This is a genomic window from Desulfocicer vacuolatum DSM 3385 (genome assembly GCF_900176365.1).
In the GTDB taxonomy this organism is placed as follows: Bacteria; Desulfobacterota; Desulfobacteria; order Desulfobacterales; family Desulfobacteraceae; genus Desulfocicer; species Desulfocicer vacuolatum.
In genome coordinates this window covers 70,760-97,353 of sequence record NZ_FWXY01000013.1, presented here as the reverse complement: position 1 = coordinate 97,353, position 26,594 = coordinate 70,760, and the positions used below count along the sequence as shown (strand labels likewise).

15 protein-coding genes are annotated in these 26,594 nt (G+C 47.4%); 5 read left to right on the top strand and 10 right to left on the bottom strand.

Annotated features, from left to right (window positions below):
• Positions 1-213 precede the first annotated feature (213 nt).
• On the bottom strand, positions 214-4,209 hold the full coding sequence (gene hrpA / locus B9A32_RS12695) for an ATP-dependent RNA helicase HrpA (protein ID WP_084069814.1): 3,996 nt from the start codon (positions 4,207-4,209) through the stop codon (positions 214-216).
• Between the two features lie 595 nt (positions 4,210-4,804).
• Between hrpA and B9A32_RS12690 the strand changes: the two genes are divergently transcribed.
• Positions 4,805-6,124 (top strand): (Fe-S)-binding protein, encoded by a 1,320-nt coding sequence (locus tag B9A32_RS12690; protein ID WP_084069813.1) that lies wholly within the window; start codon positions 4,805-4,807, stop codon positions 6,122-6,124.
• Positions 6,125-6,301: 177 nt separating this feature from the next.
• On the opposite strand, the gene B9A32_RS12685 is transcribed toward B9A32_RS12690, so the two are convergent.
• The gene (locus tag B9A32_RS12685; RefSeq protein WP_084069812.1) at positions 6,302-7,480 is read right to left on the bottom strand and encodes a thiolase family protein; all 1,179 of its coding nucleotides are present in this window, start codon (positions 7,478-7,480) and stop codon (positions 6,302-6,304) included.
• A 123-nt stretch (positions 7,481-7,603) separates the two neighbouring features.
• Positions 7,604-10,012: a 3-hydroxyacyl-CoA dehydrogenase/enoyl-CoA hydratase family protein gene (locus B9A32_RS12680; RefSeq protein ID WP_084069811.1), complete on the bottom strand. Its 2,409-nt coding sequence runs from the start codon at positions 10,010-10,012 to the stop codon at positions 7,604-7,606.
• Positions 10,013-10,407: 395 nt separating this feature from the next.
• Between B9A32_RS12680 and B9A32_RS12675 the strand changes: the two genes are divergently transcribed.
• The 4 genes from B9A32_RS12675 to ald all read left to right on the top strand — a co-directional run bounded on the left by B9A32_RS12675 (position 10,408) and on the right by ald (position 15,641).
• Positions 10,408-11,430 carry a phenyltransferase domain-containing protein gene (locus B9A32_RS12675; protein ID WP_232367147.1) on the top strand — a complete coding sequence of 341 codons (1,023 nt, stop codon included), beginning with the start codon at positions 10,408-10,410 and terminating at the stop codon, positions 11,428-11,430.
• Positions 11,427-12,149, top strand: coding sequence for an acyltransferase (locus tag B9A32_RS12670; protein ID WP_084069809.1), 723 nt, complete (start codon positions 11,427-11,429; stop codon positions 12,147-12,149). Before B9A32_RS12675 ends, B9A32_RS12670 begins: the two co-directional genes overlap by 4 nt.
• A 439-nt stretch (positions 12,150-12,588) precedes the next feature.
• The gene (locus tag B9A32_RS12665) at positions 12,589-14,190 is read left to right on the top strand and encodes a sigma 54-interacting transcriptional regulator (RefSeq protein WP_139795817.1); all 1,602 of its coding nucleotides are present in this window, start codon (positions 12,589-12,591) and stop codon (positions 14,188-14,190) included.
• 338 nt (positions 14,191-14,528) lie between these two features.
• Positions 14,529-15,641, top strand: a complete 1,113-nt coding sequence (ald, locus tag B9A32_RS12660; protein ID WP_084069808.1) for an alanine dehydrogenase — start codon at positions 14,529-14,531, stop codon at positions 15,639-15,641.
• A 375-nt stretch (positions 15,642-16,016) separates the two neighbouring features.
• On the opposite strand, the gene B9A32_RS12655 is transcribed toward ald, so the two are convergent.
• The 7 genes from B9A32_RS12655 to B9A32_RS12625 form a co-directional block, all read right to left on the bottom strand.
• Positions 16,017-20,312 (bottom strand): PEP/pyruvate-binding domain-containing protein, encoded by a 4,296-nt coding sequence (locus B9A32_RS12655; protein WP_084069807.1) that lies wholly within the window; start codon positions 20,310-20,312, stop codon positions 16,017-16,019.
• 22 nt (positions 20,313-20,334) lie between these two features.
• Entirely contained in the window at positions 20,335-21,339 is a 1,005-nt protein-coding gene (gene gap, locus B9A32_RS12650) for a type I glyceraldehyde-3-phosphate dehydrogenase (protein WP_084069806.1), read from the bottom strand.
• Between the two features lie 314 nt (positions 21,340-21,653).
• Positions 21,654-22,931 (bottom strand): TRAP transporter large permease, encoded by a 1,278-nt coding sequence (locus B9A32_RS12645; protein WP_084069805.1) that lies wholly within the window; start codon positions 22,929-22,931, stop codon positions 21,654-21,656.
• Between the two features lie 9 nt (positions 22,932-22,940).
• Entirely contained in the window at positions 22,941-23,429 is a 489-nt protein-coding gene (locus B9A32_RS12640; RefSeq protein ID WP_084069804.1) for a TRAP transporter small permease, read from the bottom strand.
• 24 nt (positions 23,430-23,453) lie between these two features.
• Positions 23,454-24,404, bottom strand: a complete 951-nt coding sequence (locus B9A32_RS12635) for a TRAP transporter substrate-binding protein (protein ID WP_232367146.1) — start codon at positions 24,402-24,404, stop codon at positions 23,454-23,456.
• A 256-nt stretch (positions 24,405-24,660) separates the two neighbouring features.
• Positions 24,661-25,581 carry an ABC transporter permease subunit gene (locus B9A32_RS12630; protein WP_084069803.1) on the bottom strand — a complete coding sequence of 307 codons (921 nt, stop codon included), beginning with the start codon at positions 25,579-25,581 and terminating at the stop codon, positions 24,661-24,663.
• Between the two features lie 4 nt (positions 25,582-25,585).
• On the bottom strand, positions 25,586-26,476 hold the full coding sequence (locus B9A32_RS12625) for an ABC transporter permease subunit (RefSeq protein WP_084069875.1): 891 nt from the start codon (positions 26,474-26,476) through the stop codon (positions 25,586-25,588).
• Between the last annotated feature and the right edge of the window lie 118 nt (positions 26,477-26,594).

Sequence of the window (26,594 nt, the reverse complement as noted above, 5' to 3'; positions counted from 1 at the left end):
TTTGGAACTGCCATGGGCAGACCTTATTTTGATCCGACTCTGCCCATAACGAAGCTTGAAAAATGGTATGATGCCGCCCCCCCCGAGGGGTAATGGTCCCGGCCCGGAACTGTGGACAGCTCGATGGGCCGGGGGCTCTGCCGAGGTAAACTTGGAGACTGCCTTTTCATAATAAAAACCGCCACGGGCAGACAATATTCTGACCGTGGCAGTTTACACCATAAGGGATATGGCCCGGCACCGCTCCTCCAGCCGTTTGGGGGATATTTTCACCGGGGTTTTCAATTCCTGGGCAAACTGGGAGACCTTATACTCCTCGATCATCCAGAAAAATTCCTCAATGGCATCGGCCTTTTCCCGGGAAGAATCCACGGAAAGCGAGTTGAGCATTTCGTTCAACCGGGTGGTGTATTTCTCCACAGCAGCGGCCTTTTGCTGATCCCGGTTAAAGTCCACCATTCCCCGCTGGGCACGGATACCAATGGCCATGACATATCGCCTGAGATGGGGAATTCTTTCCAGGGTGTAGATTTCCAGAAATCCATTGGGAATAAGCGCTGTGACAGCAGATTCAAGTCGGCCCACCCATTGTGATATCTGGGGACGACTTATATTTTTTAACTGAATCTGTTTTAATGTTTCCATTGTTTTATCATGGGCTTCACACAATTGTTCCACCCCGGAAACCAGTTTTTGACCAATGTCATACAGCTGGGGAATGGTATCCCCGGCATGGCTTTCAAAATCGTGCCGGGTACGAATTTCTTTTAAAAACAGATGCCGCATCACACAGTTAAACAATGCCCTGTCAAAGGAAAGTTCCCCACCCACCAAAACAGCGTATTTTTTAAGCTTTCGGGTACGCTTTAAATCTTTTTTAAGGGCATTGATATCTGACTCATAGACGAGTTCATAAAGCTTTTTCACCCCCTCCCGGTGGGATGCCCGGGCCGCACCTTGTTTTTTAAAAAGACGAAGATCCACCCGGTCTCCCTCCCGGGTCAGTGCCGGGTAAACACCATAGGTATAGCCTTCTGCGGCCTCAACAGGTACAGAAACCGGCAGATCCCCCAGGGTCCAGGAGACAATATTTTCCTTTTCATATGCGGCGCACACCTTTTCAAAGGCATCTTCCCTGGGAAACATGGTGTCAGAAAAATTCTTTAAAACCCCTTTGTCCCGGGAAGCTGCAATTTCCCGGTCCTTTTCATCCCGGATGGATATGCGCATCTTTAAATGGTCTTCAAGCCCCTTATCGGACCAGGCAGAGGCCGGTACATTCACACCAAACCGGCGGTTAATAAATTGACTGAGTTCAGAAAAAAGAGGCCGGTCCCGGTGGGACATCTCTTTTACGATGATCTGGGCTTTGGTGGACACCGGCATGAGCAGCACCCGGTATTTTTTGGGAAGATTTTTGATCAGTGCCGTTATTTTTTCTTTGAAAAGGCCCGGTACTAAATATTCAAGGGAAGCATTTTTCACTGACCCTGCAGACATGGCCGGCACCTTTAAAGTAACACCGTCATGTTCGGCACCGGGGTCAAAACCATATTCAAGATCAAAACGGGTCATCCCCATTTCAAGACTGTCAGGTAAGGATGCAAGATGATCTTCATCCGGCTGATTTTTTTGAAGATCCCCAAGGGTCATGCGCAAAAAGGTATCTTCCCGACGTTTCTTAAGATACCTGGCAAAGGTTTTCAAATTATAAAAGGGCATTTCCAGGCGTTCTTTATAAAAGAAAAAAATTTCATCATCCGAGGCCAGAATATCACGTTTTCGTATCTTTTCCTCCAGTTTACTCAATCCATCCATGAGTTCCTGGTTGTGGTCCATGAAAGGAAACCGCCGGGGTACTTCCCCCTCCACCAGGGCAGATCTTATAAAAATATCACCGGCTTCTTCGGGATTTATGGCGCCATAGGAAACCCTTCTTTCCGGAACAATGACCAGACCAAAAAGAGACACCTGCTCCGTTGCCACCACCTCCCCCCGTTTCTTTTCCCAATGGGGAGACGCATGGGTGCGGGTGCAAAGGGGGCCTGCCAGCTCTTCCAGCCAGTCAGGATCAATATTGGCGGCGGTTCTGGCAAAGAGCTGGCTGGTTTCCACAAACTCAGCCGCCACGATCCAGTTACCGGCCTTGTTAAAAATCCCGGACCCCGGAAAAATCATGGCCTTTTGCCCCTTGGCCGCCTGGAAGATATGTTTCTCTTTTTTATGGGCAATGTTGGCAAGATAACCGCATAAAAGGGATTTATGAAGTTCAATGTACAAAGGCCCCCCAATATCAAATTCTTTGGCTTTAAGTCCCTTGGTACCCGTTGTTAATGATATTTTATTTTTCCCGGTGATGCCGTGTTCCCGGAGTACGGACATGATTTGTCCATGGATATCCTTCCACTCCCGAAGACGCTTAAAGGAAAGATAGTGTTCTTTGCAGAACTTTCTAAGACCATTGCGGGACTTTAATCTCTTTTCCGCCCCGTGACACGCCTTCCAGATATTTAACAATGTGATAAAATCCGATGCCGGATCCTTGAAAAGGGCGTGTTTCTGGTCTGCCTGCTGGGTTTTATCCTGGGGCCGCTGCCTTAAATCTGCAATGGACAGGGCCGAGGCAATAACGGATGCCTCTTCAAGGCAGCCCCTTTCTTCAGCTTCAATGAGAATTCTGGAAAGCTTGGGGTCCACAGGGATACCCGCCATGACCCGCCCTTTCCGGGTCAATGTGTAGCTCTTTTTCCCTCTTTTTTGGGTGGTACAGATGGCCCCGAGCTCCATCAAGGTATCAAATCCGTCCTTGATGGATTTAGACGCAGGTGCATCAATAAAGGGAAATGATGCAACATCCCCCAGTCCCAGGGATATCATCCGCAAAATAACCTCGGCAAGGTTGCTCCTTAAAATTTCAGGGGAAGTAAACAATGCCCTTGCCCCATAATCGGCCTCATCATAAAGCCGAATACACACTCCGTTGGACACCCGGCCGCAACGCCCCTTTCTCTGGTCTGCACTGCTGCGTGAAATGGGGGACACCGGCAAGGCTGTGGTGCGGGTTCTGGGGGAGTAATGGGGGATTCTTGCAAGGCCGGAATCCACCACATATTTAATACCGGGAATGGTCAAAGATGTTTCAGCCACATTGGTGGAAACAATAATTTTACGTCCCGGTCCCCGGGAAAATACCTTGGCCTGTTCATGGGCCGACAGCCTGGCATATAATGGTAACACCGTTACTCCAGGGTATTGGCGACCCCGCAACAACTCTATGGCCTCGGTGATATCCTGCTCCGTGGGCATGAACATGAGGATATCACCCTGGCGTGACTCCCTGTGGATCATATCCACAGCATCCACAGCGGCCTCCACATACCCTTGGTCATCCTGGTCTGGATCATCATGGTTTTGCACCGGCATATAGCGCAGCTCCACCGGGTACATTCTGCCGGACACCTCTATCACCGGCGCGCCATCAAAGGCTTTGGAAAATTTTTCCGTGTCAATGGTGGCAGAGGTGATGACAAGTTTTAAATCCCGGCGTTTTTGCACCAGATCCCGAAGAATTCCCAGGGTAAAATCAATGTTGAGGCTCCGTTCATGGGCCTCATCCACAATGAGTGTATCATACTCATTTAAAAAGGGATCTTTCTGGGTTTCGGCCAAAAGGATTCCATCAGTCATCACTTTAATAATGGACTTTTGGCTGGAGCGATCATCAAAACGAATTTTATACCCCACGCTCCTTCCCAGCTCTTCTCTCAGCTCTTCTGCCAGACGTTTGGCCACAGTGATAGCTGCAATACGCCGGGGCTGGGTGCACCCGATCCTGCCGGCAGCCCCCCTGCCCGCCTCCATGCAGAATTTGGGAATCTGGGTGGTTTTACCGGAACCGGTCTCCCCGGCAATGATCACCACCCGATGATGCTTCAGAGCATGGATAATTTCATCTTTTTTATGGGTGATGGGCAGATCAGGAAAATCTACAATCCTGGGTATAGATTTGGCCCGGGCTGTGCGAAGAGCAGCGGAACGAAGGGCTCTGTTATAAAGCCGGGCTGCCTGTTTTTCCTTTTCCCCGGCATCTCTTTTCCCGGCATTTCCGGCCCCTTTTTTTTTCAAACCGCGAAGCCCCCGGATTAAGTGGGGCCGGTCCACGCACATCACCCGATTCAGTAATTTTTCTATTTTTTTTATCTCTTTCATAGGGAAGAAATATTAAGGGCACCTTGATAAAATGTCAAACCTTAGACAAGCCAAAATCAAAAAGGCTTTTTGCTTCTCTTCCCCAAATAACGTAAAAATCAGAGTCAGGAGTCTGAATATAGAGTATAAGCTCAAAAAGAGTGCATAAATACAGTTTTTTCTTAAATAGGTTGACAACATGCTGTCAATAAGAGAAAAATAATACGATATACTTATGGCACTCATGAGTCCGAAATTCTCATTTTTCATACCACATGGGATATGTTCAATTTCAAAGAATCACATTATGTGGCATCAAACTGGAGAACTTATGAGTGACGAGTTATAGCAGAAACAAATTAATTATTAACTGAAAGCTGTGGACATGGCGCCCAAAGGGTTCATTGATTTTAATCCCTTACCATACATGCGTCTGTAAGGATTGATATCAAGGATAATTTGCATAACCACTTTATACGGTTATGCTATTTCCCCAAAAGCCCGACCATGAATACCCCTTTCAAAAATCATAAAAATGCCCAAGGAAAAAGTGTCGTCAAACGCCCAAACTTTTGACCCACTTGAATGACAAATAGGATACGGAGGAACGTAAAGCATGGGTGAAGCAGCGGTTAAAATTGGAAGAAAACACAAAAGTGTTTTCAAAAACAAGGTCATGGAGATTCTGCCTGACGGTGGCAATCTCAATGCCTGTCTCACATGCGGTGCATGTGCTTCGGGGTGTCCGGCCACGGGCCTTGAAGGCATGGATCCCAGAAAATTTCTGAGAATGGCGGCCCTGGGAATGGATGAAGAGATCCTGACATCGGACTGGGTCTGGATGTGTTCCATGTGTCAGCGATGCATATATGTCTGCCCCATGGAAATCAATATTCCCCAGCTGGTGTTTTATGCCAGACAGTCCTGGGCCAGGGAAGACAAACCCAAGGGTATTGTGGGTTCCTGTGATATGGCCCTTCGAAATGACACCTGCAGCGCCATGGGTGCCACAGAAGAGGATTTTGAATTTGTGGTGGAGGATGTCCTGGAAGAGTACCAGGAGGCCCAGCCTGAGTTTGCTGAAATGACAGCCGACGTCAACCGGGAAGGGGCCATGTATGTATTAAACCAGAACTCCAGGGAACCGGTGACCGAGCCCGATGAGATGGTGCCCCTGTGGAAAATCCTCCACCTTGCAGGTGCTGACTGGACATACAGCTCCAAAGGTTTTGCCGCAGAAAACTACTGCATGTTCATGGCCGAAGATGAGACCTGGGAAAAAATTGTCCGCACCAAAGCCAAGGCAGTGGACGATCTGGGGGCCAAGTACTGGCTCAACACCGAGTGAGGGCACGAACTATTCGCAGTCCTGGCAGGACTGAAAAAATTCAAGATTGAGCACAAGTTTGAAATCCTGAGCATTATTCAACTCTACGCAAAATGGATCAAAGAAGGAAAACTCAAACCCAGTAGTGACTGGAACAAGGACAGAAAAATTAAATTCACTGTCCAGGATCCATGTCAGCTGGTAAGAAAAACATTGGGAGATCCCGTTGCCGATGACCTGAGATTTGTGGTCAAGGCCGTGGTGGGGGAAGAGAACTTCATTGACATGACCCCCAACAAATCCAACAACTTCTGCTGCGGCGGCGGCGGTGGTTTTCTCCAGTCTGGCTTCACCGAGGCGCGACGATCCTATGGCCAGACAAAGACAAACCAGATCCTGGCAACAAAGGCAGACTATTGCATCACCCCCTGCCACAATTGCCATGCCCAGGTGCATGACCTGAGCGATGTCAATGACCATGCATGGCAAACTGTCCATCTCTGGACCATGCTGTGCCTCTCCCTTGGTATTCTGGGTCCCAATGAGCGGGAATATCTGGGAGACGATTTAAAAGAAGTGGATGTGTTCCATCCGGAATCAGCCATGTAATTTTAAATTATATAGCATTTACTAACCATAAAAAAAACCGCTGCGAAATACAATAATTTTGCAGCGGTTTTTTACTCTACAAAACCTTAAAAGGCCACACAAAAAATTGAGTGGCCTTTTATTTTTTGTCAAATCATGATGGTTATGTAAAAAAAATCGAATTTCAATCCAAAAGCATTAAAGCCTCTCAAAAACAGCAGCAGATCCCATACCACCGCCAATGCACATGGAAACCACCCCATATTTACCATTGACTTCTTTAAGGTTGGCAAGGCAGGTGGCAGTCAATTTGGCACCGGTGCATCCCAGGGGATGCCCCAATGCAATGGCACCGCCATGGATGTTAATTTTATCCATGTACTGTTCAAGATTGAGTTCTTTTATGCAATAAAGGGCCTGGGAGGCAAAGGCTTCGTTGATCTCATAAATATCAATGTCATCAATGGTGAGACCGGCAAGCTCCAAAGCTTTGGGAATGGCATACCGGGGTCCCACACCCATTTCATCTGATTTACAACCAACACTGGTGTAAGCCACCAGACGGGCAATGGGTTTTAACCCCAGTTCCTCACATTTTTCCTTGGAAGCAATGATGGTGGCGGCAGCGCCATCCGTGGTCTGGGAAGAGTTGCCAGCTGTAACAGATCCGTTCACGGCAAAAACGGTTCTAAGCTTTCCAAGCCCCTCTGGCGTGGACTCACGAATGCCGTCATCATGCTCAACCATAAAGGTTTCTTTTTTCATGGTGCCATCGGCCTGGGGAACAAATTTATAGGCAGGAGTGGGTACAATTTCTGTAAATAGACCATTGTCCCGGGCCTTGGCTGCCTTGGCTTGGGATTTGGAAGCAAAAATATCCTGCTCCTCCCTGCTGATGTTGTAGCGATTGGCCACATTTTCTGCAGTGATACCCATGGAAATATAATTTTCAGGATTGGTTTTTGAATATTCAGGATGGGGTCGGGGCACATTGCCGCCCATGGGCACAAAGGTCATGGATTCCACACCGGCTCCCATGGTGATCTCGGACCACCCCATCTGCACCCGGGCCGATGCCAGGGCAATGGCTTCCAGACCTGAAGCACAAAATCGATTCACCGTGGCACCGGATACATGGTCGGGAAATCCAGCCATCTTGGATGCCACCCGACCAATGTTCAATCCTTGCTCTGCCTCGGGAAAGGCACATCCGCACATCACATCTTCAAGGTCTTGGGCCTTTAAATTATCTGTTCTGTCCACAGCCTCTTTCATGATAAAAGAAAGGAGCTCTTCGGGCCGGGTCTCTTTAAACAGTCCCCTTCTCTGTTTGCAGCCGGGGGTTCTTACAGATTGTACTATATATGCGTCTTTCATGGATATTCCTCTCTATTCCTGTGATCTGTATATCATTTTGACCGATTCACACTTTTTTAGAATTTTCTAAAAAAATTTATTTTAAAAAATGCGAACCGGCAAATTAAGAGTACACGGTTAGTTTTAGTTTCTCAGGGGTTTACCGGTTTTAAGCATGTGGTCAATCCTGGCAAGTGATTTTTCCTCTTTAACAAGATCCACAAAGGTGTCTCTTTCCAGTTTAAGAATAGCTTCTTCAGGCAGCATGCTGTTTTTATTGGCTTCCCCACCGCTCATGACATAGGCTATGCGTTTGGCCAGAAACGCATCATACTCACTCATGAATTTACCATTGAGCATATTATAAATTTCCGCATTGATCATACCCTGGGCAGCATTTCCCATAACCCGCAGGGGCTTTTTCATGGGGGGAGCATAGGCATCATCCACCATTTTCAAGACCTCTTTTTTGGCTTCACCCACCAGGTTATCCCGGTTAAATACGATGCGATCAGCAAGCCCCAAAAATCCATTGGCCCGGGCCTCGGCTGCGGACATGGAAACCTTGGCCATGGCCACATTCATAAAAGCGGGAATAAAGAGTTTAGCAAGATCCGTATCTTTGGCAACCCCTGCCGGAAGGGCATCAATAAATTTTTTCCAGATATTCATGCAACCGCCACCGGCGGGCAACAGCCCCACACCGATTTCCACAAGCCCCATGTAAAGCTCTGCATGGGCCACAATGCGGTCGGCACCCAGGCAGGTTTCACATCCACCGCCCAAGGTCATGCCATAGGGCGCTGCCACCACAGGAAAGGGAGCGTATTTTGCCTTCTGGATACCGGTCTGGGCTCTTTCAAGGAAAGTGGTTAATTCTGCATATTTTTTATCATGGGCCAGACGGGACACCAGGGAAAGATCAGCACCGGCAGAAAAAGCACCGGGCATGCCACCGGCCTGGTTACCAATAACAAGCCCTGCCCCATTGGCATCCACGTAGTCAAGTGCTCCGTCAATGGAGTCAATGATTTCAGCGTTCAAAGCGTTCATTTTGGTGTGAAACTCAAGACAGAACACACCGTCCCCAATGTCAATGAGGCTTGCAGAACTGTTTTCCTGAACCACTTTATCGTTACCCCGGGCAGCGGCAAGGGAAACCATGGTGTCACTCATGGGAACCACTTTGTAGGCGGCTGATGCAAAATCATAAAAGTAATTTTTACCCTGTTCCAGTTTGTAAAAACAGGTATGACCCGCAGCCAGCATGGCAGCGACATTTTCCGGAACATCATAGCCTTCGGCCTTCATTCTCTCAACAGCCTCTGCAACGCCATAGGTATCCCACATTTCAAAGGGACCCATTTCAAAATTATATCCCCATTTCATGGAGTTATCAATTTCTATGACGGTGTCGGAAATTTCAGGGATTCTGTTGGCCGCATACTGAAAGCTTTTCACTGCCATTTTCCAGGCAAATTTTGCCCCCTTGTCATCCCCTGTAAGAACACATTTAATTTTTTCGGGAAGGGTGGGCAGTTTTTTGGCGGCATCCAGACAGGGAAAGGTGGGACGGATGAGATCTTCATATTCCAATGTGGCAGGATTGAGCACTTTTCGAACTTTTTTCCACTCCGGTGTCAGATCTGTTTTATAAAAACCGGCCTTTGTTTTATTGCCAAGAAGTTTTTTGTCAATCATCTGTTTGACGAACTCAGGAACCACAAAGGCATCCCGCTGTTCATCATCAGGACAAAGGTCATAGGAGTTTTGACACACATGGGCCATGGTATCCAGACCCACAAGATCTGTGGTTTTAAAAATAGCTGTCTTGGGCCGACCCAGGGCCGGACCAAACAGGGCATCCACTTCAGGAATGCTCAATCCATCTTCCAGCATGGAGGACATCACGGCCCCGATACCATGGACACCGATGCGATTTCCCACAAAATTGGGGGTATCCTTGGCCCAGACAATACCCTTACCCAGATTCTTCTCACCAAAACCGGCAATAAAATTAAGAACTTCAGGAAGGGTTTCCTCTCCGGGGATGAGCTCCAGAAGATGCATATAGCGAACGGGGTTAAAAAAATGGGTCCCCAGAAAATGTTGTTTAAAATCAGAACTCAAGCCCTGGGACATGTCTTTTAAAGGGATACCGGAAGTGTTAGAACTGATAATGGCGCCTGGCTTTCTGACGCCTTCAATGCGACCGAAAAGATCTTGTTTGATTTTAAGATTCTCAACCACCACCTCAACAATCCAGTCACACTCTGCCAATTTATCAAAATCATCATCAAGGTTACCGATTTTAATCAATGTGGCATCTTTTTTGGTCATGAACAGGGATGGAAAAGAAGCAAGGGCCGCATCCATGCCCGCTTTAACCATGCGATTTCGTGCTGTGGGATCTTTTTTTTCTTCATCCGTCAAATCAAACGGAACAATATCCAGCAAAAGCACATCCACGCCGGCACCGGCAAGAAGAGCGGCAATACCTCCACCCATTATACCGGAACCGATCACCGCTGCCTTTCTGATCTTTCTACTCATGACGACCTCCTATATATATTATTTATCACATAATCCGCTAACTATGAATATCTATTCATTTCTAAGTAACAGAGAAGCCCGCTGAATGTCAAGGAATTTAATAATTTTTTTCCAAGAAAGATTATTTTATTATATACAATAATTATAATTATTTAAACTAAGACAGCAACACACATAACAACAATCCGACCTTTTAAATATCCAATGCAAATATCATGAATATAAATTCATAAATGTTTTTAAGCTTACCTCCTTGCCAATCCATGCCCGTTCTGATAAAAGAAGTTTATTCAAAAAGGTCAAACGCTTATTTAACATAACAATGCATTACACTTCAAATGTAATGGGAGAATTGAATGGATTTTAAAAACCGCGGCCCACGCCCAAGCCTATCTATGAACATAGACTCAGTGGCACGGTTCATCAGCCGGTTACAATATCAATCTGGAGAAATCCCCTGGCACATTGACGGCAAAACAGACCCCTGGGACCTTGTGGAGTCTGCCATGGGGTTGAACATCGGCGGTTTTTACGACCCCTCAAAACAGGCATTTGAATGGATGGCCAGAAACCAAAACAGCAATGGCTCCTGGTACTCATCTTATATAAAAGGTATTCCCAAAGATCGAACCATGGAAACCAACATGGCGGCCTATATTGCAACGGGATTGCTGCACACCTGGCTCATCACCCGGGACACCCCGTTCCTTAAAAAAATGTGGAACTGCCTGGAAAAGGCCATGGATTTCAGCATCAGCCTCCAGACGGACAGCGGCGAAATATACTGGGCAAAAAGTCCCGAAGGAAAGGTTGATCCCATGGCCCTTTTAACCGGGTGCAGCTCCATTTACATGAGTTTAAAATGTGCACTGACCATTGCCCGACTTCTCAACAAAAAAAAGCCACTGTGGGAAAAGGCTTTTCACAAGCTGGGCCGCTCCCTGAAAGAAGACATCTCCATTTATAATATCAGTAAATCCCGGTTTTCCATGTACTGGTTTTACCCGGTTTTAAGTGGGGCGCTCACCGGAGACGCTGCCACCCGGCGCATAGAAAAATATTGGAAAAAATATATTATTGAGGGACAGGGCGTGCGGTGCGTGTCAGACCGTCCCTGGGTCACCATGGCCGAGACATCGGAATTTGTGCTCACCTTGTTTGCCATGGGCAATGTAAATCTTGCCCGCATTGTTTTTTCCTGGATACAGGAACGCACCTATGAAGACGGCACCTTCTGGTGCGGGTATACATTTCCGGATATGACCATCTGGCCCGAAGAAAAAATCTCCTGGACCAACGGGGTGGTGCTCATGGCGGCAGATGCCCTTTATGGACTGACCCCGGCGGCCCGGCTCTTTGATCACAACGCCTGGGACGGCTTTCTTTTTAAAGAATGCACCGGGGAAACCCCGGCATGAGAAGAGATCACAGACCCTATTTCATCAAAAAAATCTGGTTTGGTATCCAGAAATTTCATCTCAGCCATTTTCTAAAACCCCAGATGGAATATCTGGGAAAAAACGCCTTTGTGGTAAAACCCTGGCATGTGGAGGTGTTTGGGGGGCCGGTGAGCATTGGTGACAACATCACCCTTCTGGCCTCATCGGACAAAAAAACCCGGCTCACCGTATGGACAGATAAAAAAGATATTCCCGGCATCACCATTGGCGATCATGTGCTCATCTCCCCGGGGGTTCGCATCAGTGCGGCCCAGGGCATTACCATCGGGGATAATTGCATGATTGCAAGCAATGCCTATATCACGGACTCGGACTGGCATGGTATTTATGACCGCAGTCTGCCACCGACCACAGCCCACCCTGTAACCCTTGCCCCCAATGTATGGATCGGTGACAGTGCCATTGTGTGCAAAGGGGTAAATATTGGTAAAAACAGTGTTATCGGAGCCGGCAGTGTGGTCACAGGAGATATCCCTGCCAATGTCATTGCTGCGGGCAATCCGGCAAAAATCATCAAATCCCTTGATCCTGACAGAAAAATCATCACACGCAAAGACAGATTTGGAGATACTGACACCATTTCCATGAACCTTGATCTCCATGAGCAGGCACTTCTCAAGGGCAATACCGTGTTTGGCTGGCTGCGTCATCTTTTAATGCCCTCCAGAAACGATTAGATTTATGTTTTTAATTTGTTCTTCCTCCTCCCAACTGATATATAACCGCCATGGGCGGAACTCATTCTGACCTTGCTCCACCCACAACAAAACCTGAAAGACACCCCCCTGATTTGCGGAACATTTTATACAACCGCCACGGGCAGGCCTTATTCTGATCTCGTTTTATCCAAGACAAAGCACAAAAGAATGGGGGGGGGCCATAACGTGGGCCATTTTGTGATAAAATCCTATCCACAAAAGTTAATATCTATAATTACAGCATTTTGCGGATAATAAAATTTTATCTCACCTATAATAGCCCAGCTTATGACCAAGTCCCAAAAATGGTTCAGCCCCATATTATAAAATGGGTGGGAGATGTTGAATTCAACCAGCCAAAACATTAGCTACACACAAAATAGGGCTTTGATATAAAACCCAGGAGGAACAATAAAATTTGATTTTTAAGCTGAAACTCAATTTTAAAGAACGCATCGGCATTGTGGCGGACATTTCCACCCTGCTTGCCAATCATAAATTCAATATCATCTCCATGGATGTGATCAGAAGTTCCAAAGAAGCCCATGTATACCTGGAAATCGAAAATCGAGAAACGCCCCTGGCAAAAAAAAAAATTTTAAATTTCATGGGAACCATTAAAGATTTAAAGGATGCCCAATTCATAGATTCCCTGCCCCAGGAGGAACGGGCAAACCGTTTCCGGGTGGTTCTGGATAATATGCGTGACGGCGTTATATCCATAGACCGGGAAGGACGCATCACCACCATCAATGAGGTGGCCTGCCAGGTTTTCAACTGTGTGGCAGAAAAAGTTCTTGGAAAAAGCATTCAACAGCTGGATCTGCCGGACTATGCCATTCTTAAATGCCTGAAAGGAACCACCCTGGACAATGTGAAACAAAGCATCATCACTCCGGGGGGACGACGATACCAGTATATTTCCACGTGCAAACCCATTCGGGATTCTTCGGATCACATTGTGGGGGCCGTTGAAATTGCCAAAGACATGCAGGAAATAAAAAAACTTGCCCAGACATTATCCGAACCCGGCCACACCTCTTTTAGTGACATCATAGGTGATCATCCCACCATTAAAGAGGCCATTGCCTTTGCCCAGAAAATTGCCGTCAGCGATGTCACCGTTGCCATCCAGGGAGCCAGCGGCACAGGTAAAGAACTCTTTGCCCAGGCCATCCACACCGCATCCAACTGCCAGGGCCCTTACATCCCCATCAATTGCGCAGCCCTGCCGGAACACCTTCTGGAAAGCGAGCTGTTCGGATACCTGGGGGGCAGTTTCACAGGTGGAAAAAGAAAAGGGAAAACCGGCCTGTTTGAAAAGGCATCCCAGGGAACAGTCTTTCTGGATGAAATTGCTGAAATGCCTTTGGGATCCCAGGCCAAATTATTAAGACTTCTCCAAGAAAAGGCGGTGCGACCCATTGGGGGGGCAACGGAAATCCCCATTAACACCAGAATCATAACTGCCACCAACAAGAACCTGGTGAAACTTGTTGAAAAAAAAACCTTCAGAGAAGACCTATACTACCGTATAAATGTATTGCCCATCCACATCCCCCCCCTGCGCCAACGGGTCAGCGACATTCCCATCCTGGCAGAACATTTTTTATTTCAGCTGTTGATCAAATTAAAAAAGAAAATGGCCCAGCTGAGCCCTGATGCCTTGGAAAAACTGATCCTCCATGACTGGCCGGGGAATGTCCGGGAGTTGAAAAATGTCATTGAACGGGCCGCTTTTTTAAGCACCGGGGAAACCATTGACAAGGACAGTATTCTTTTCAGCCATGAAATGCACCAGCCTGGGGAATATACCACCATGCATGCTGGCGGAAAATCCATCCGTCCCATCCGGGAACAAGTGGCAGACCTTGAAAACAAAATTGTCAAGCAGGCACTGGAGCAAATGGGGACTGTAAGAAAAGCAGCCATGATCCTTGGAATTTCCCACCCTGCCCTGTTAAAAAAAATGAAAAAATACGATATTATTTTTAATAAAAAAGTTACCAGTGGTAACTAAAGTTAAAACAATTATCTTATACAATTATTTTAGCATATTAAGAAATAAAACGCTCTTTTTGGTAACCCAGAATACCAAAAAGAGCGTTTTAAATCTTCATTGAATAAAATTCATTCCTCCATAACGGGGTGAAAAAGCCCCTATAAATCAGATACATCAGATATCACATTTTTTTATTTTTTTTATTAACATGTTGGCAAGAATATTGCTTTAGTATAAAATCAAATTTATTAATACTGCCTGCTGCCCAATTCTTTTAATTTGGAAAACAGGCAGTATGAATCAAAAAAATGATGAAACACATTTTTTATTTAAATAATAACAAGGAGCACTAAAAAATGATCGTAGGTATCCTCAAAGAAATCAAAGTACTGGAAAGAAGAGTTTGCATGACCCCCGCTGGCGTTGTTGCCATGGTACAGAACGGACACGAAGTAGTTGTGGAAAAAGATGCCGGTGCCGGCAGTGGTTTTGAAGATGCACTTTACGTTGAAGCCGGAGCCACAATTCTGGACACCCCTGCAGAGGTTTATGCCAAAGCAGATATGGTAATGCATGTAAAAGAGCCCCAGCCTTCTGAGTATGACATGATCCGGGAAGGACAGATTGTTTTTACTTACCTTCACCTGGCAGCTGATGAGCCCCAGACCATGGGTCTGATGAAAAGCAAATCCATCTGCATCGCCTACGAGACAGTGGAAAAAGCCGACGGTTCCCTGCCCCTCCTGCTTCCCATGAGTGAAGTGGCAGGTCGCATGGCCACCCAGGAAGGTGCCAAATATCTTGAAATGCCCATGGGCGGTCGTGGTGTGCTTCTGGGCGGCGTTACCGGTGTTGAGCCCGCAACTGTTGTTGTTATCGGCGGTGGTGTGGTCGGTGTTAATGCAGCTAAAATGGCCTGTGGTCTTGGTGCAAAGGTTTACATCCTGGATACCAACCTTGACAGACTGCGATACCTTGATGACATCATGCCTGCCAACTGCTACCCTGTCATGTCCAATCCTTCAGTTCTTCGTGAACTGGTTCTCCAGGCAGACGTGGTTATCGGTGCTGTTCTTATTGCCGGTGCCAAGGCTCCCAAACTGCTGACAAAAGATATGCTCAAAGACATGAAAGACGGTTCTGTAATCGTGGACGTTGCCATTGACCAGGGCGGTTGTTTTGAAACATCCAAAGCCACCACCCACGAAGATCCCACATTTGTTGTGGACGGTGTAACCCACTACTGCGTGGCCAACATGCCCGGTGCTGTATCCCGTACATCCACCATGGCACTGACCAACGCCACCCTCCCATATGCCCTGGAAATCGCCAACAAGGGTTGGAAAAAAGCTGTTCAGGAAAATGAAGCCCTGAAAAAAGGTGTCAATGTTGTGGATGGCAAAATCACCTTTAAGGGTGTTTCCGATGCCTGGAACCTTGACTACACAGATATCAACGAGCTGATCTAATCTTTATTCAGTTTTACTGATATACGTATAATTTAAATGCACCACGGAAAGAGAATGTTTCTATTCCGTGGTGCATTTTTTTTGACTTATGTGCGTTTTAGAGGCATCAACCTCAGCAAAGCCCCCACGGAGCAATAGGAACCGGCCACTTGGACCGCCTACAGTTCCGGGCGGGCCCAATGCCAATCGGAGGGGCATGCTACCATTTTTAATATTGGTTGTGTCCGGCAGGCCATGCCCACTATATAAAAAAACAAACGCCCCGGAAACCTGCTGCAACGTCAAATCTTAATTTTAAGATTGCTATTTTTCAAATATCCCATGGTTGTCATTTGCTGGTGGTGTTCAACCCTGAATATTAGTCTTGACAGCGCACTACAAAGGCAAAATATGTTTTTCCGTCTGGGTGGGATGATGCCCCAGTAGCACCAGTCCACTTCGGCCGTCAATGGACAGGCGATCCCCAAAAGCAATGCGATGCCCCATGATTTCGCAATATTGACGGGATTCATGCACTTTAAGATCCCGCAAGCCCACCACACAGGTTTTTTCCAGACGCACCGCCACCACAGAGGCATGGGAGGTTTGCCCCCCCCGGGAGGTGAGAAGCCCTTCGGCCTTATCAATCACCTTGATATCTTCCGGAACCGTATCCGGACGAATGAGAATCAGCGGCATGCCGGGATCCTCCCGGCGTAATTGTTTAATATTTCCCTCGGAAAAAACCACCCGGCCGGACAATGCAGAGCCAGATACCCCGATGCCTTTGCCCAGCCCCTCGGTGTTCAGGGCATCGGAATGAACAAACACGTCAAACTGTTCTTGTTTTTTAATGGTGATCATGTCCCGGGTCTGAAGGAGGTAAAGATCAGCGGCCCGGGGTCCTTCAAAGGTAAACTCCATCTCCTGGGGATTCCAGCGCTTTTCGTACACCAGATCCCTTGCAATGGAGAGCAGCTCATTGTAAATGTGGGGAAAACTTTTTTCCAGACTCTTTTCCACAGATCGGCCATCAATCTGGGCCTGTTCCACGGAAATGGGATAGCTTGTCACAAGTCCTGCCACAATATCTTCTCCCTGGTCCCCATAAGCATAATCCCCCCACAGGGCCACCCGCCGCACCTTGCGATAGGGGTGGGCCGTGAACAAAACACCGGAACCGGACTGGCTGCTTTTATTGCCAAACACCATACTTTGCACAATAACAGCCGTCCCCCAACTGTCCGACAGATCCATAATCTCACGGTAATCCACGGCTTTTAGGGTATTCCAGGAATCAAAAATCATTTCAACAGCATGGGAGAGCTGCAACCAGGGATCATCGGGAATACTGATACCCTGCCGCCGGGCCAGCTTCTGATAATCAAGGGCCAGTTCCCGCATCTGATCCGGGGAAAACTTCCACTTGAACTTCACATTGTGGCGTTTTTTGGCATCATCCATCAACTCCTGGAACTTCTCCCGATCCACCCCGGAAATCATGGCCCAGGCCTGGACAAACCGTCGATAATTATCCCATGCCAGGTAACCATGGCCGTGATTCTTGACATAGGCCTCCACCAGTTCATCATTGAGCCCCACGTTATGAATGGTGGCCATCATACCGGGCATGGAAAGGGCAGCCCCGCTCCTCACCGAAAGAAGTAATGGATTTTCAGGATCACCAAACACCTTTCCGGTGAGTCCTTCCAAACGGGTAAGGGCCATGCGAACCCGGCGTATGAACTCCACTTTTGCCTTGTTGAACCCATGGATCACCTCCCGACAGCGGAACACCTCGGTGGTGATAATAAATGCCGGGGGCACTGGCAAATTCAAACCGGTAAGTGTCACCAGGTTATAGCCTTTATTGCTCAAATGAATAAGATCATGGGTGTGGACATTCACATCGTGGAGCATGGAAACTGTTTTCTCCGGATTATAGGACATGAGCAGATCCAGGAGACGCTCATCCAGAACATCCCGCTGGCGCTCCAGGGTCTGTATGATCCGGGTGATGAAATTATCCAGGTGCTGAAGTCCAAAGGTGGAGGAGATAAGATCCCGGAAAAAATCTTCGGAAAGACGGTGGGTGGTGTTCACCATATCATCGTCACTCCATTTGGAACGATATCGTCCCAAAAGATTGTCCCGGCCTATCTGGGGAATGATGATGGACAGATTATTCTGGTGGATATTGGTATAGTGGGCATAGATAACATCCTTTACCCCTTCGGACAGTCCCCGGAAAATATCCAGGTACTGGGTGTAGGAAAAACGCCGGATCTTCAGGGAACTTTGCAAAATGGAAAGATAGGTGTCCAGACGTCGGGAAGTGATGCCGTCCACGGCCAGGGCCCGCATGAACAGTTTCAGACAGGAGACAATGCGAAAAAAAGTGGCTTGGGTGATAAAAGACAAGTTCACCGTGGCCGGTAATTTTTCAAGGAGCACACCGGCCAGATTTTCCATGCGAAAGGTGAGGCTCAGGCTGTCAAATTTTCGTTCCTGGTACCGCCCGTACACCGAAGGAATATCCACGGCAATGTGGCGCTTGTGATAAATGGCCTCCTTGGCAGGAAAGGTTTCAGAGGAAAGAATAATCTCTTTAAGATCTTCCAGGCATGTTAACAAGGCTTTTAAGGATTTTTCCGTATTCCCGTTTTCAAGGGTATCAGCCAGGGACGACATCCCGTCAAAGCCCTCTTTCTGGGCATCCATAAGCTCCGAACGAAGTTCCTGGAAACTTAAATTATATTTTTGATGAAGCAGCTTGTACATTTGAACCATGAGGTCAAATCGCCGCCGTTCCCCCGGGGAAATATCCTTTTGAAGGTCAAGGTATTTTTTTCGATCCTTCTTTTGCCATGCCAGAAGGTCTTCAACGGTATTAAATTTAAATTCTTTTTGAATACGACCAACCAGTAGATGCTGTTCGTCAATAAAGGGGCCGGTGACGGCCACCTCCTCCAGCACCTCCTGGGGAAGGATGGGTTCCAGCCGCGCCTTGTCCCGGGTTCTCCAGAAAATGAATATTTCCTGGATAAAATCCACAATGAGATTGGAACTTTCCACATGACTCTGTTTTCGCAGAAAATGGATAAGGCGATCCTTACGTTTATGAATCTCATCCAGCTCCGTGGAAACATAACGCAACTCCCCTTCAGCACCGATTTCATTGTAAAAAACAGGCATTAATTTGGCAAACTGCTTCACCAGGTTATACACCGGTTCAATGGGATGATTTAACAGATGAGAAATATCGCGCTGGAACAGATCTGTATCTTTCACACAGGTACCGGCAAGCTTGAGATGAATGATCAATGCAGAAAAAAGGGTGGCACACCATTTGGGCTCCCGGGTGATCAGGTGCAACCACACCCGGATATTGGTCAAATGGGCCGGATTGGTTATGGGTTGCCAGTCTTCGTCAATGCCGGTGACACCGGCATGTTGGAATCCAAAGCGCACAGCCTCCCACAAAAAAGCCTCCACCATGCGGGAATTTCCCCGTTTAAAAACCTCTTCTCCCAAAATTTCAATGCATTTTAAGGAGGTGTGGGGAAATTTTCTGACATTAACCTTTAACAACTGAAAAGTGGTGAGCAAAAAAGCTTCAATATCCTCAAAGGGCTGTTGCCGGATTAACCTCACAAGGCCTTGATTAATGGTCCTCAGAGTCTCTTCATGGATGAGATAAAGACCGCTTGTGTCCATGATTCTGAACAAAAACATGAGCTTCTGGTGTTCGTACACCATGGTTGTATCCGGAACAATTTCCCCATGGGAAGACTGTTCTTCACATGGGGATCCGGCAGGTTTTGTCCGGGTAATGCGGGTGGAAATCTCCTTGTAAACCTTGACAAAATCCACATGGGCAGGCAGGTCCATCAACCGGTTCAAATCGTTATTGTCATTGGATTCCGGGTCAATGTCTGCAAGGGATGTACGATATTTTACCAGGGCTTCATGGGATATGGCTTCAAACAATTCCATGGTGGGAATATCATGGCAAAGATCCCGGCACTCGGCATGGAACCACAACATGGGGTCCTCTTCTTCCAGCCAGTAACGGTAATTATTGTCCAGAATAAAGGTCATAAGCCGCGCAAGGGAACAATGATCAAGGGTGGGGGATATCTCTTTTTGCAATGCCAGCAGGCGACGGGCCACCCGCTGCATGGGTATCCGGCCCTGTACCATGAAAATTATAAGCCCGTCATGGGCCTTACCAAGGCTGATCAAATCATCAAACAGACCACTGAGAACGGTTTGATATTCTCTTAAGTCTTCCCCGGAAAAAAGAGTGATAAATTTATCCACCCAGGCAAAGAGGGATTCCATTAAACGGGAGGGCAGCCCCTCTTTTCTGATGGATTCTTTCAAGGCATCCAGATAGATGCTGCTGAAAATCCCAAAGGCTTCAGGCCCTTTGGGATGTCGCTTGTAGTAATTGCTGTTTTTAAGGGTAAAATTTCTCAACTGGGGTAACAGCAACTCCCAATTTCGATACGTATGACACACCTCTGTGAGCAGCAGCTCAAGCTGATTATGGATACCGCGAAAATCCGCCACAATATCCAGAAGAAGTTGATACTCCCTGCGAACAACCACCTCCTGGGCGGTCTCCATTAAATTGGCCCGGAGGGCATCCGATGATTCAACAAACTGAGAAAATGACACCCGCTCCATCACACCCTCCCGCAAAATACCATCATAAAGGCTTCATGGCTTCCATGTATAGAATCAAATCCAGCATCCGGTTGGAGTAGCCCCATTCATTGTCATACCAGCTCATCACCTTCACCGTGGTTCCAATGACCTTTGTGGAGTCCGCATCCACCACAGATGAATGGGGGTCTCCCTGATAATCCATGGAAACCAGGGGAAGATCAGAGTATCCCAGATATCGCCCGGATGCCGCCTTCAGTGCCTGGTTCACCTCCTGCACCGTTGTCTCTTTTTCCACCTCCATCACCGCATCCACCAAGGATACATTGGGGGTTGGAACCCGCACGGCAAGGCCGTCAAATTTATTTTTCAACTCCGGAATAACCAGGGAAACGGCAGCGGCCGCACCGGTTTTGGTGGGAATCATGGAAAGTCCTGCAGCTCTTGCCCGCCTTAAATCACTGTGGGGAAAATCAAGAAGGCGCTGATCCCCGGTGTAGGCATGGATGGTGGTCATCAAGCCCCGTTTTATACCAAAATTATCCAGAATCACCCGGGCCACCGGTGCCAGGCAATTGGTGGTACAGGAGGCATTGGACACCACATGGTGCCGAGTGGGGTCATACTCTTCCTCGTTCACCCCCATGACCAGGGTTTTAACCCCTCCCTTGGCCGGGGCAGAAATCACCACCTTTTTGGCCCCGGCATCCAGATGGGCCTGGGCCGACTCACCATCCCGGAAAATACCGGTACACTCCGCCACATACGCCACCCCAAGATCCCCCCAGGGAATATCACCGGGGGAGCGATGGCCGGACACGGCAATGTGACGTCCATCCACGGTGATACCGGTGTCGTCACCGGTGATCTCTCCTTCAAAGGTTCCCATGACCGAATCATACTTAAGCAGATGTGCCAGGGTTTTATTATCTGTTAAATCATTGATGGCAACCACTTCCACATCAGCAAAGGCTTTATCTTTACCAATGGCACGAAAAATGTTTCTGCCGATTCTGCCGAAACCGTTAATACCAATTTTTATGGTCATACCCACCTCCTGTGGTTTTTGGATTCTCACACCTTGTGTTATAAACCCAACATTGAGCATAATCAATTAATTAATAAGAAATTTCGGCATGCTTCATTTTTAAGTTCACACTTTTCAGAAAAACACACCCATTTCCCGGGAAAACTTGATCAAAAAATACAGACCACTGCATGGTCAAGGCTAAAATTTAGGATAGTGCATACCGCACAACATTACACCACGGCATCTCTAAAAATCGGCGATTCTAAGTATTAAAAATGACAAAGCACTACTTTTGAAGTTGTATGAAAGGTGTTGAAAATTCCGGAAAAGGCTCAACGAACCAAGCGGGCCATCCACATGGTGACTGGAGAATAAAAGGTAATGATAAGAAGATCAATGATCAAGACGAGCAAAAAAGGCAATACCCGTCGACTCACAGCCCCCAGGGAGTCCCCGGAAATACTGCACGACACAATGAGGCAAATGCCCATGGGCGGGGTGAGCATGCCAATGGAGAGGTTGGTCACCACAATGACCCCCAGTTGAACCATGTCAATACCCAGAGAAGGCAGCATGGCCGTAATCATGGGTACCAGCAGAATTAAGGCGGCCGTGGTTTCCACAAAGGTACCGGCCACAAGAAGCACTCCATTGATTAAAAGCAGAAGAAGCACCGGATTATCGGTTATTTCCATGAGACTGCCTGCCAGGGCACCGGGAAGATCCTCCATGGCGGCGATCCAGCTGAACACCGAGGCGGTGGCAATGATAAACATGACGATGGAGGCGGTGACAGACCCATCCCTGAAAAGATGAAACAGATCGCCTATACTAATTTTTCTGTAAATCACCATGGAAACAAACAGGGCATAGGCCACGGCCACGGCCGCCGATTCTGTGGCTGTAAACACGCCGGTTAAAATTCCGCCCAGGATGATCAAAGGCGCCCCCAGGGCCAGAAAGGCGCGCCTGAAGGTAATAAAAATATTTTTCAACGAAAACCGGGTGTCCGGGGCATACCCCCTGCGCCGGGAAACAAAGGTGGAAACACCAATCAGCGTGACAGCAATGAGCAGGCCCGGCAAAATACCGGCGGCAAAAAGCTGACCAATGGAGGCACCGGTGAGGAATCCAAAGATAATCATGGGAATGGAGGGGGGAATCACCACCCCCAATGAGCCCCCTGAAGCCTGCACTGCCGCTGCAAAATCAGAGTCATACCCGGAACGCTTCATGGCTGGAATCAATACAGCCCCCACAGCAGCGGCATCAGCAGCAGCCGAACCGGAAATTCCGGCAAAAAACATGGCAGAAACAATGGTGACAGCAGCCAGCCCCCCGGGCAGCCAGCCAGCCAAAGCATTGGCAAAATCAATGAGTCTCTGGCTGATGCCGCCGGCCTCCATGATCACCCCGGCATACATGAACAACGGCACCGCCATGAGATGAAAGGAATCGGTACCCGACACCATGCGCTGGATCATCACCATCAGGGGATAGTCCCCTTGAACCAGAATGCTCACCAGGGATGAAACCCCAATGGCAATGGCAATGGGGGTGTTCATGGCAAAAAGAAAAAACAGGGTTATAATCAACAGCGGCGCAGTCACAATACCATCCTAATCCATCAAATCTTGGCCATGGAGGGCCTCCAGCAGAAATCGCACACCATGTATCATAAGCACCACTCCGGCCAGGGGAACAATACCCATGAGAATCCATTTGGGAAGGGAGAGTGCCGGAGAAATCTGAAGCCTTATAAACCAGGCAAAGCTGATTCCTTTGATCACCATCACCCCAAACAGCAACAGAGAAGCCAGATGAATTCCCACCATGGCCCATTGTTGCCCCCGGGGGGAAAATCTTTTAAAGCAGACATCCACACCGGGATGCACACCCTTGTGATACCCCACACAAGCCCCCATAAAGGTCAGCCACACCAGAAGAAAACGGGCCAACTCTTCGGACCAGAATAGAGAGTGATTAAGAACATATCTGGAAAACACCTGTACCACCACAATCAAGGTCATGGTGCCCCCCATGACAAAAAGCAGTGCTTCCACCCTGCGGTTTATGCCATCGCTGAGAGTTTGAAAAAATCTTATCATATTTTGATTCCAGCCATTCCCGGCTTATCGGGTGGCCTCAATCATTTTTATCAGCAGGGCATTCACCCGGGGATCACTGTAAAGGTCCATGTTTTTCAAATCCGCCACCCGGGCCCTGAAGGCGGTTACATCAGGATGCTGTTCAATGATCATCCCCTTTTTTCCAAGCAAAGCCATGCGACCGGCATTCTTGGCCCGGTTATCTGTCCGTTGAAAAATTGCTGCGTCTTTTATTGCGCCGGCAATGAGGGCCCGGTTGTCATCAGAAAGGGCATTCCACCATTTCAGTCCAGCCACATCAATGTGGGACGAATAGACATGACGGGTCATGGTCATGTACTTTTGAATCTCATAAAACTTGTACACCTCCATCACCCACAAAGGATTTTCCTGACCGTCAATGACGCTTTGTTCAAGCTCCGTGTAAATGGGCCAGGGCATGGGCGTGGGGTTGGCACCCAATGTCTGCCAGATGGTTTTATGAAGCGCAGATGCCATGACCCGGATTTTAAGCCCTTTGATGTCATCGGGGGTTTTCACCGCTTTTTTACTATTGGTCAAATTCCGAAATCCGTTTTCTGAAAAATGCAGCCCCTTAAACCCTGATGTTTCAAGACTTTTAAGGATTTCCTGCCCCAAAGGGCCATCCAGAATCAAGTCTGCCTGGTCATTGTCTTTAAATAAAAAAGGATAATTCACAACCCGGACAATGGGGTCAAAGGTATCAAAAGGGCCTGCGGTGATGATGCCCATTTCCACAGTTCCCATCTGAATCTGTTGAAGAATTTCTGTTTCATTGCCCAGTGAGGCAGAGTGAAACACCTTAACTGTTATTTCTCCCTGGGAACGGGCTTCAATGAGTTCTTTAAATTTATCTGCCACAATATTCTGGGCAGAACCCGGTTTTGTCACAACAGCCAGCTTGATTTTCATACTTGCCGAAGCTGTGGTGGCAAAAAATAATACAATCAACAAAAATACCAATGTTTTTTTCAAAATAGATCATCCTTTTTTTTTCACTCAACTTTCGGGCTTCATTTCAAAGCCAGCATTTTTAAATGTACCGATGGGCTCAGTGTGCCCACGGGGTCAGGCTTTTGTTATTGATGTTATCGACCAAGGCCTTTGCCAACGGAAAAAGCCTCGATAATGTCAATAACGAAAGCCTGACCCCACCACGAAATGCGAACACCGAAAGTTGAGTTTTTCATAAAAACGGCTACAAACGCCATTATTTTTCTTTCTCTATGAGTCCCTTAACAAACCAGCGTTGCATAAAAAGTACCACAAGCACCGGTGGCAGCATAACCAGAATGGCCGCCCCCAGGGCCAGGTTCCACTCTGGTAAATCATCTGCCTGGGGAATAAGATTTTGAAGCCCAATGACCGCTGTTGTCATTTTGGGGTTGGTGGTGATGAGAAGGGGCCATAGATACTGATTATAACCATACACAAATTCAATAACCACCAGGGCTGCTATATTGGTTTTGGACAAGGGCAATAAAATTTTTCTAAAAAAAGTCATGGGGGAGGCTCCATCCATCTTTGCCGCCTCACACAGTTCCTCTGGCACCGTTAAAAAAAATTGTCGGAATAAAAAAGTACAGGTGGCTGATGCAATCAGAGGGAGAATTAATCCTGTATAGCTGTCCAGCAAACTCCAATCCAGAGCCAGTTCAAATTCATTGGCGGTAAACCAGGAAACCACGGCATTAAGGTGTAAAAAATCCCACAGAGCCTGCAACGGCCCTAACACATTGGCAGCCACCTCATAGGTGGGCATGATTCTTACTTCCACCGGCAGCATCAAGGTGCAGAAAACCGAGGCAAAGGCCACAGCCCGGAATCGGTAATCAAAGTAAACAATGGAAAATGCGCCCAAAATTGAAATGGTAATCTTTCCCATGGTGATGCCCGTTGCCATGATAAAGGAGTTCATGATCTGGGTTCCAAGATCCCCCCGTGACCAGGCCTCCTGCATATTCACCCAAAATTGATCCCCAGGAATCAGGGGCATGGGCACCTTTGAAACATCTTCCAGGGTTTGAGTGGCGGCAATGAGGCTGTAAATAATGGGAAACCCGACTATGAGAATACCTGCCATTAAAAACAAATAGGTAAAAATATCCAGAAGCGGCGTGCGTTCAACCATAATATTAACCTGTATATTGTACTTTTTTTTCAACAAATTTAAACTGAATCACAGTGATGAGGATGATAAGAGACATGAGCACCACGGATTGAGCAGAGGACGCCCCCATGTTTAAGCCCACAAATCCATCCTGATACACCTTGTATACCATTATATTGGTGGACCCTCCGGGCCCTCCCTGGGTGACGGTGTGAATAATACCAAATGTTTCAAAAAAGGAGTAGATAATGTTCATCACCGACAAAAAGAAAAAAGTGGGCGATAAAAGGGGAAAGGTGATGGACCAGAACCTGCGAAGGGGACTTGCTCCGTCAATGGCAGCTGCCTCTATCAGGGATTTTGGAATGGCCTGCATACCTGCCACAAAAAAAACAAAATTATAACTGATCTGCTTCCAGGCACTGGCCAGGGTAACCATGATCATGGCATCACTTCCCTTGAGCACGGGATTCCAGTCAATTCCCAGCCAGTTTTTAATACCAAGAGCCACAATGCCATAGGAAGGGTGTAAAAGGAAAAGCCACAATATACCGGATATGGCAGGAGCCACTGCGTAGGGCCAAATGAGCAAAGTTCGCACCACCGCTTTGGCTTTAAGCGCTCGATTGGCCATAGTGGCAATGAACAGGCCCAAAAAAAGTGAGACCCCAGCCACCAGCACACTGAAAATCAATGTGATCATGATGGATTTTAAATACAGAGGATCTGTGAACAGCTCAATATAATTATAAAACCATACAAAGGTACTGCGTCTGCCAAAGGGGTCGCTGAGAAGAAAGGACTGGATTAAACCCTGGATGGCAGGCCAATAAAAAAAAGTAAGTGTAATGAGCAGCTGAGGTAAAATCAACAGATAAGGAATGTATTTTGATTTAAAAAAAGATCGTTTAATCATTGGTAAAAAATTTTCCACCTGCTTCATTAGATTGAAACAAATGCCAGTTTTTCTCGCAAAGGTTATTGATAAAAAAACATGATCACAACATCGCTCATTGAGCCAAAAAAATGTAACA

Coding starts and splice junctions, on each gene's coding strand:
- hrpA (WP_084069814.1), bottom strand. CDS start 4,209: ATGAAAGAGATAAAAAAAATAGAAAAATTACTGAATCGGGTGATGTGC.
- B9A32_RS12685 (WP_084069812.1), bottom strand. CDS start 7,480: ATGAAAGACGCATATATAGTACAATCTGTAAGAACCCCCGGCTGCAAA.
- B9A32_RS12680 (WP_084069811.1), bottom strand. CDS start 10,012: ATGAGTAGAAAGATCAGAAAGGCAGCGGTGATCGGTTCCGGTATAATG.
- B9A32_RS12675 (WP_232367147.1), top strand. CDS start 10,408: ATGAACATAGACTCAGTGGCACGGTTCATCAGCCGGTTACAATATCAA.
- B9A32_RS12670 (WP_084069809.1), top strand. CDS start 11,427: ATGAGAAGAGATCACAGACCCTATTTCATCAAAAAAATCTGGTTTGGT.
- ald (WP_084069808.1), top strand. CDS start 14,529: ATGATCGTAGGTATCCTCAAAGAAATCAAAGTACTGGAAAGAAGAGTT.
- B9A32_RS12655 (WP_084069807.1), bottom strand. CDS start 20,312: ATGGAGCGGGTGTCATTTTCTCAGTTTGTTGAATCATCGGATGCCCTC.
- gap (WP_084069806.1), bottom strand. CDS start 21,339: ATGACCATAAAAATTGGTATTAACGGTTTCGGCAGAATCGGCAGAAAC.
- B9A32_RS12640 (WP_084069804.1), bottom strand. CDS start 23,429: ATGATAAGATTTTTTCAAACTCTCAGCGATGGCATAAACCGCAGGGTG.
- B9A32_RS12630 (WP_084069803.1), bottom strand. CDS start 25,581: ATGGTTGAACGCACGCCGCTTCTGGATATTTTTACCTATTTGTTTTTA.
- B9A32_RS12625 (WP_084069875.1), bottom strand. CDS start 26,476: ATGATTAAACGATCTTTTTTTAAATCAAAATACATTCCTTATCTGTTG.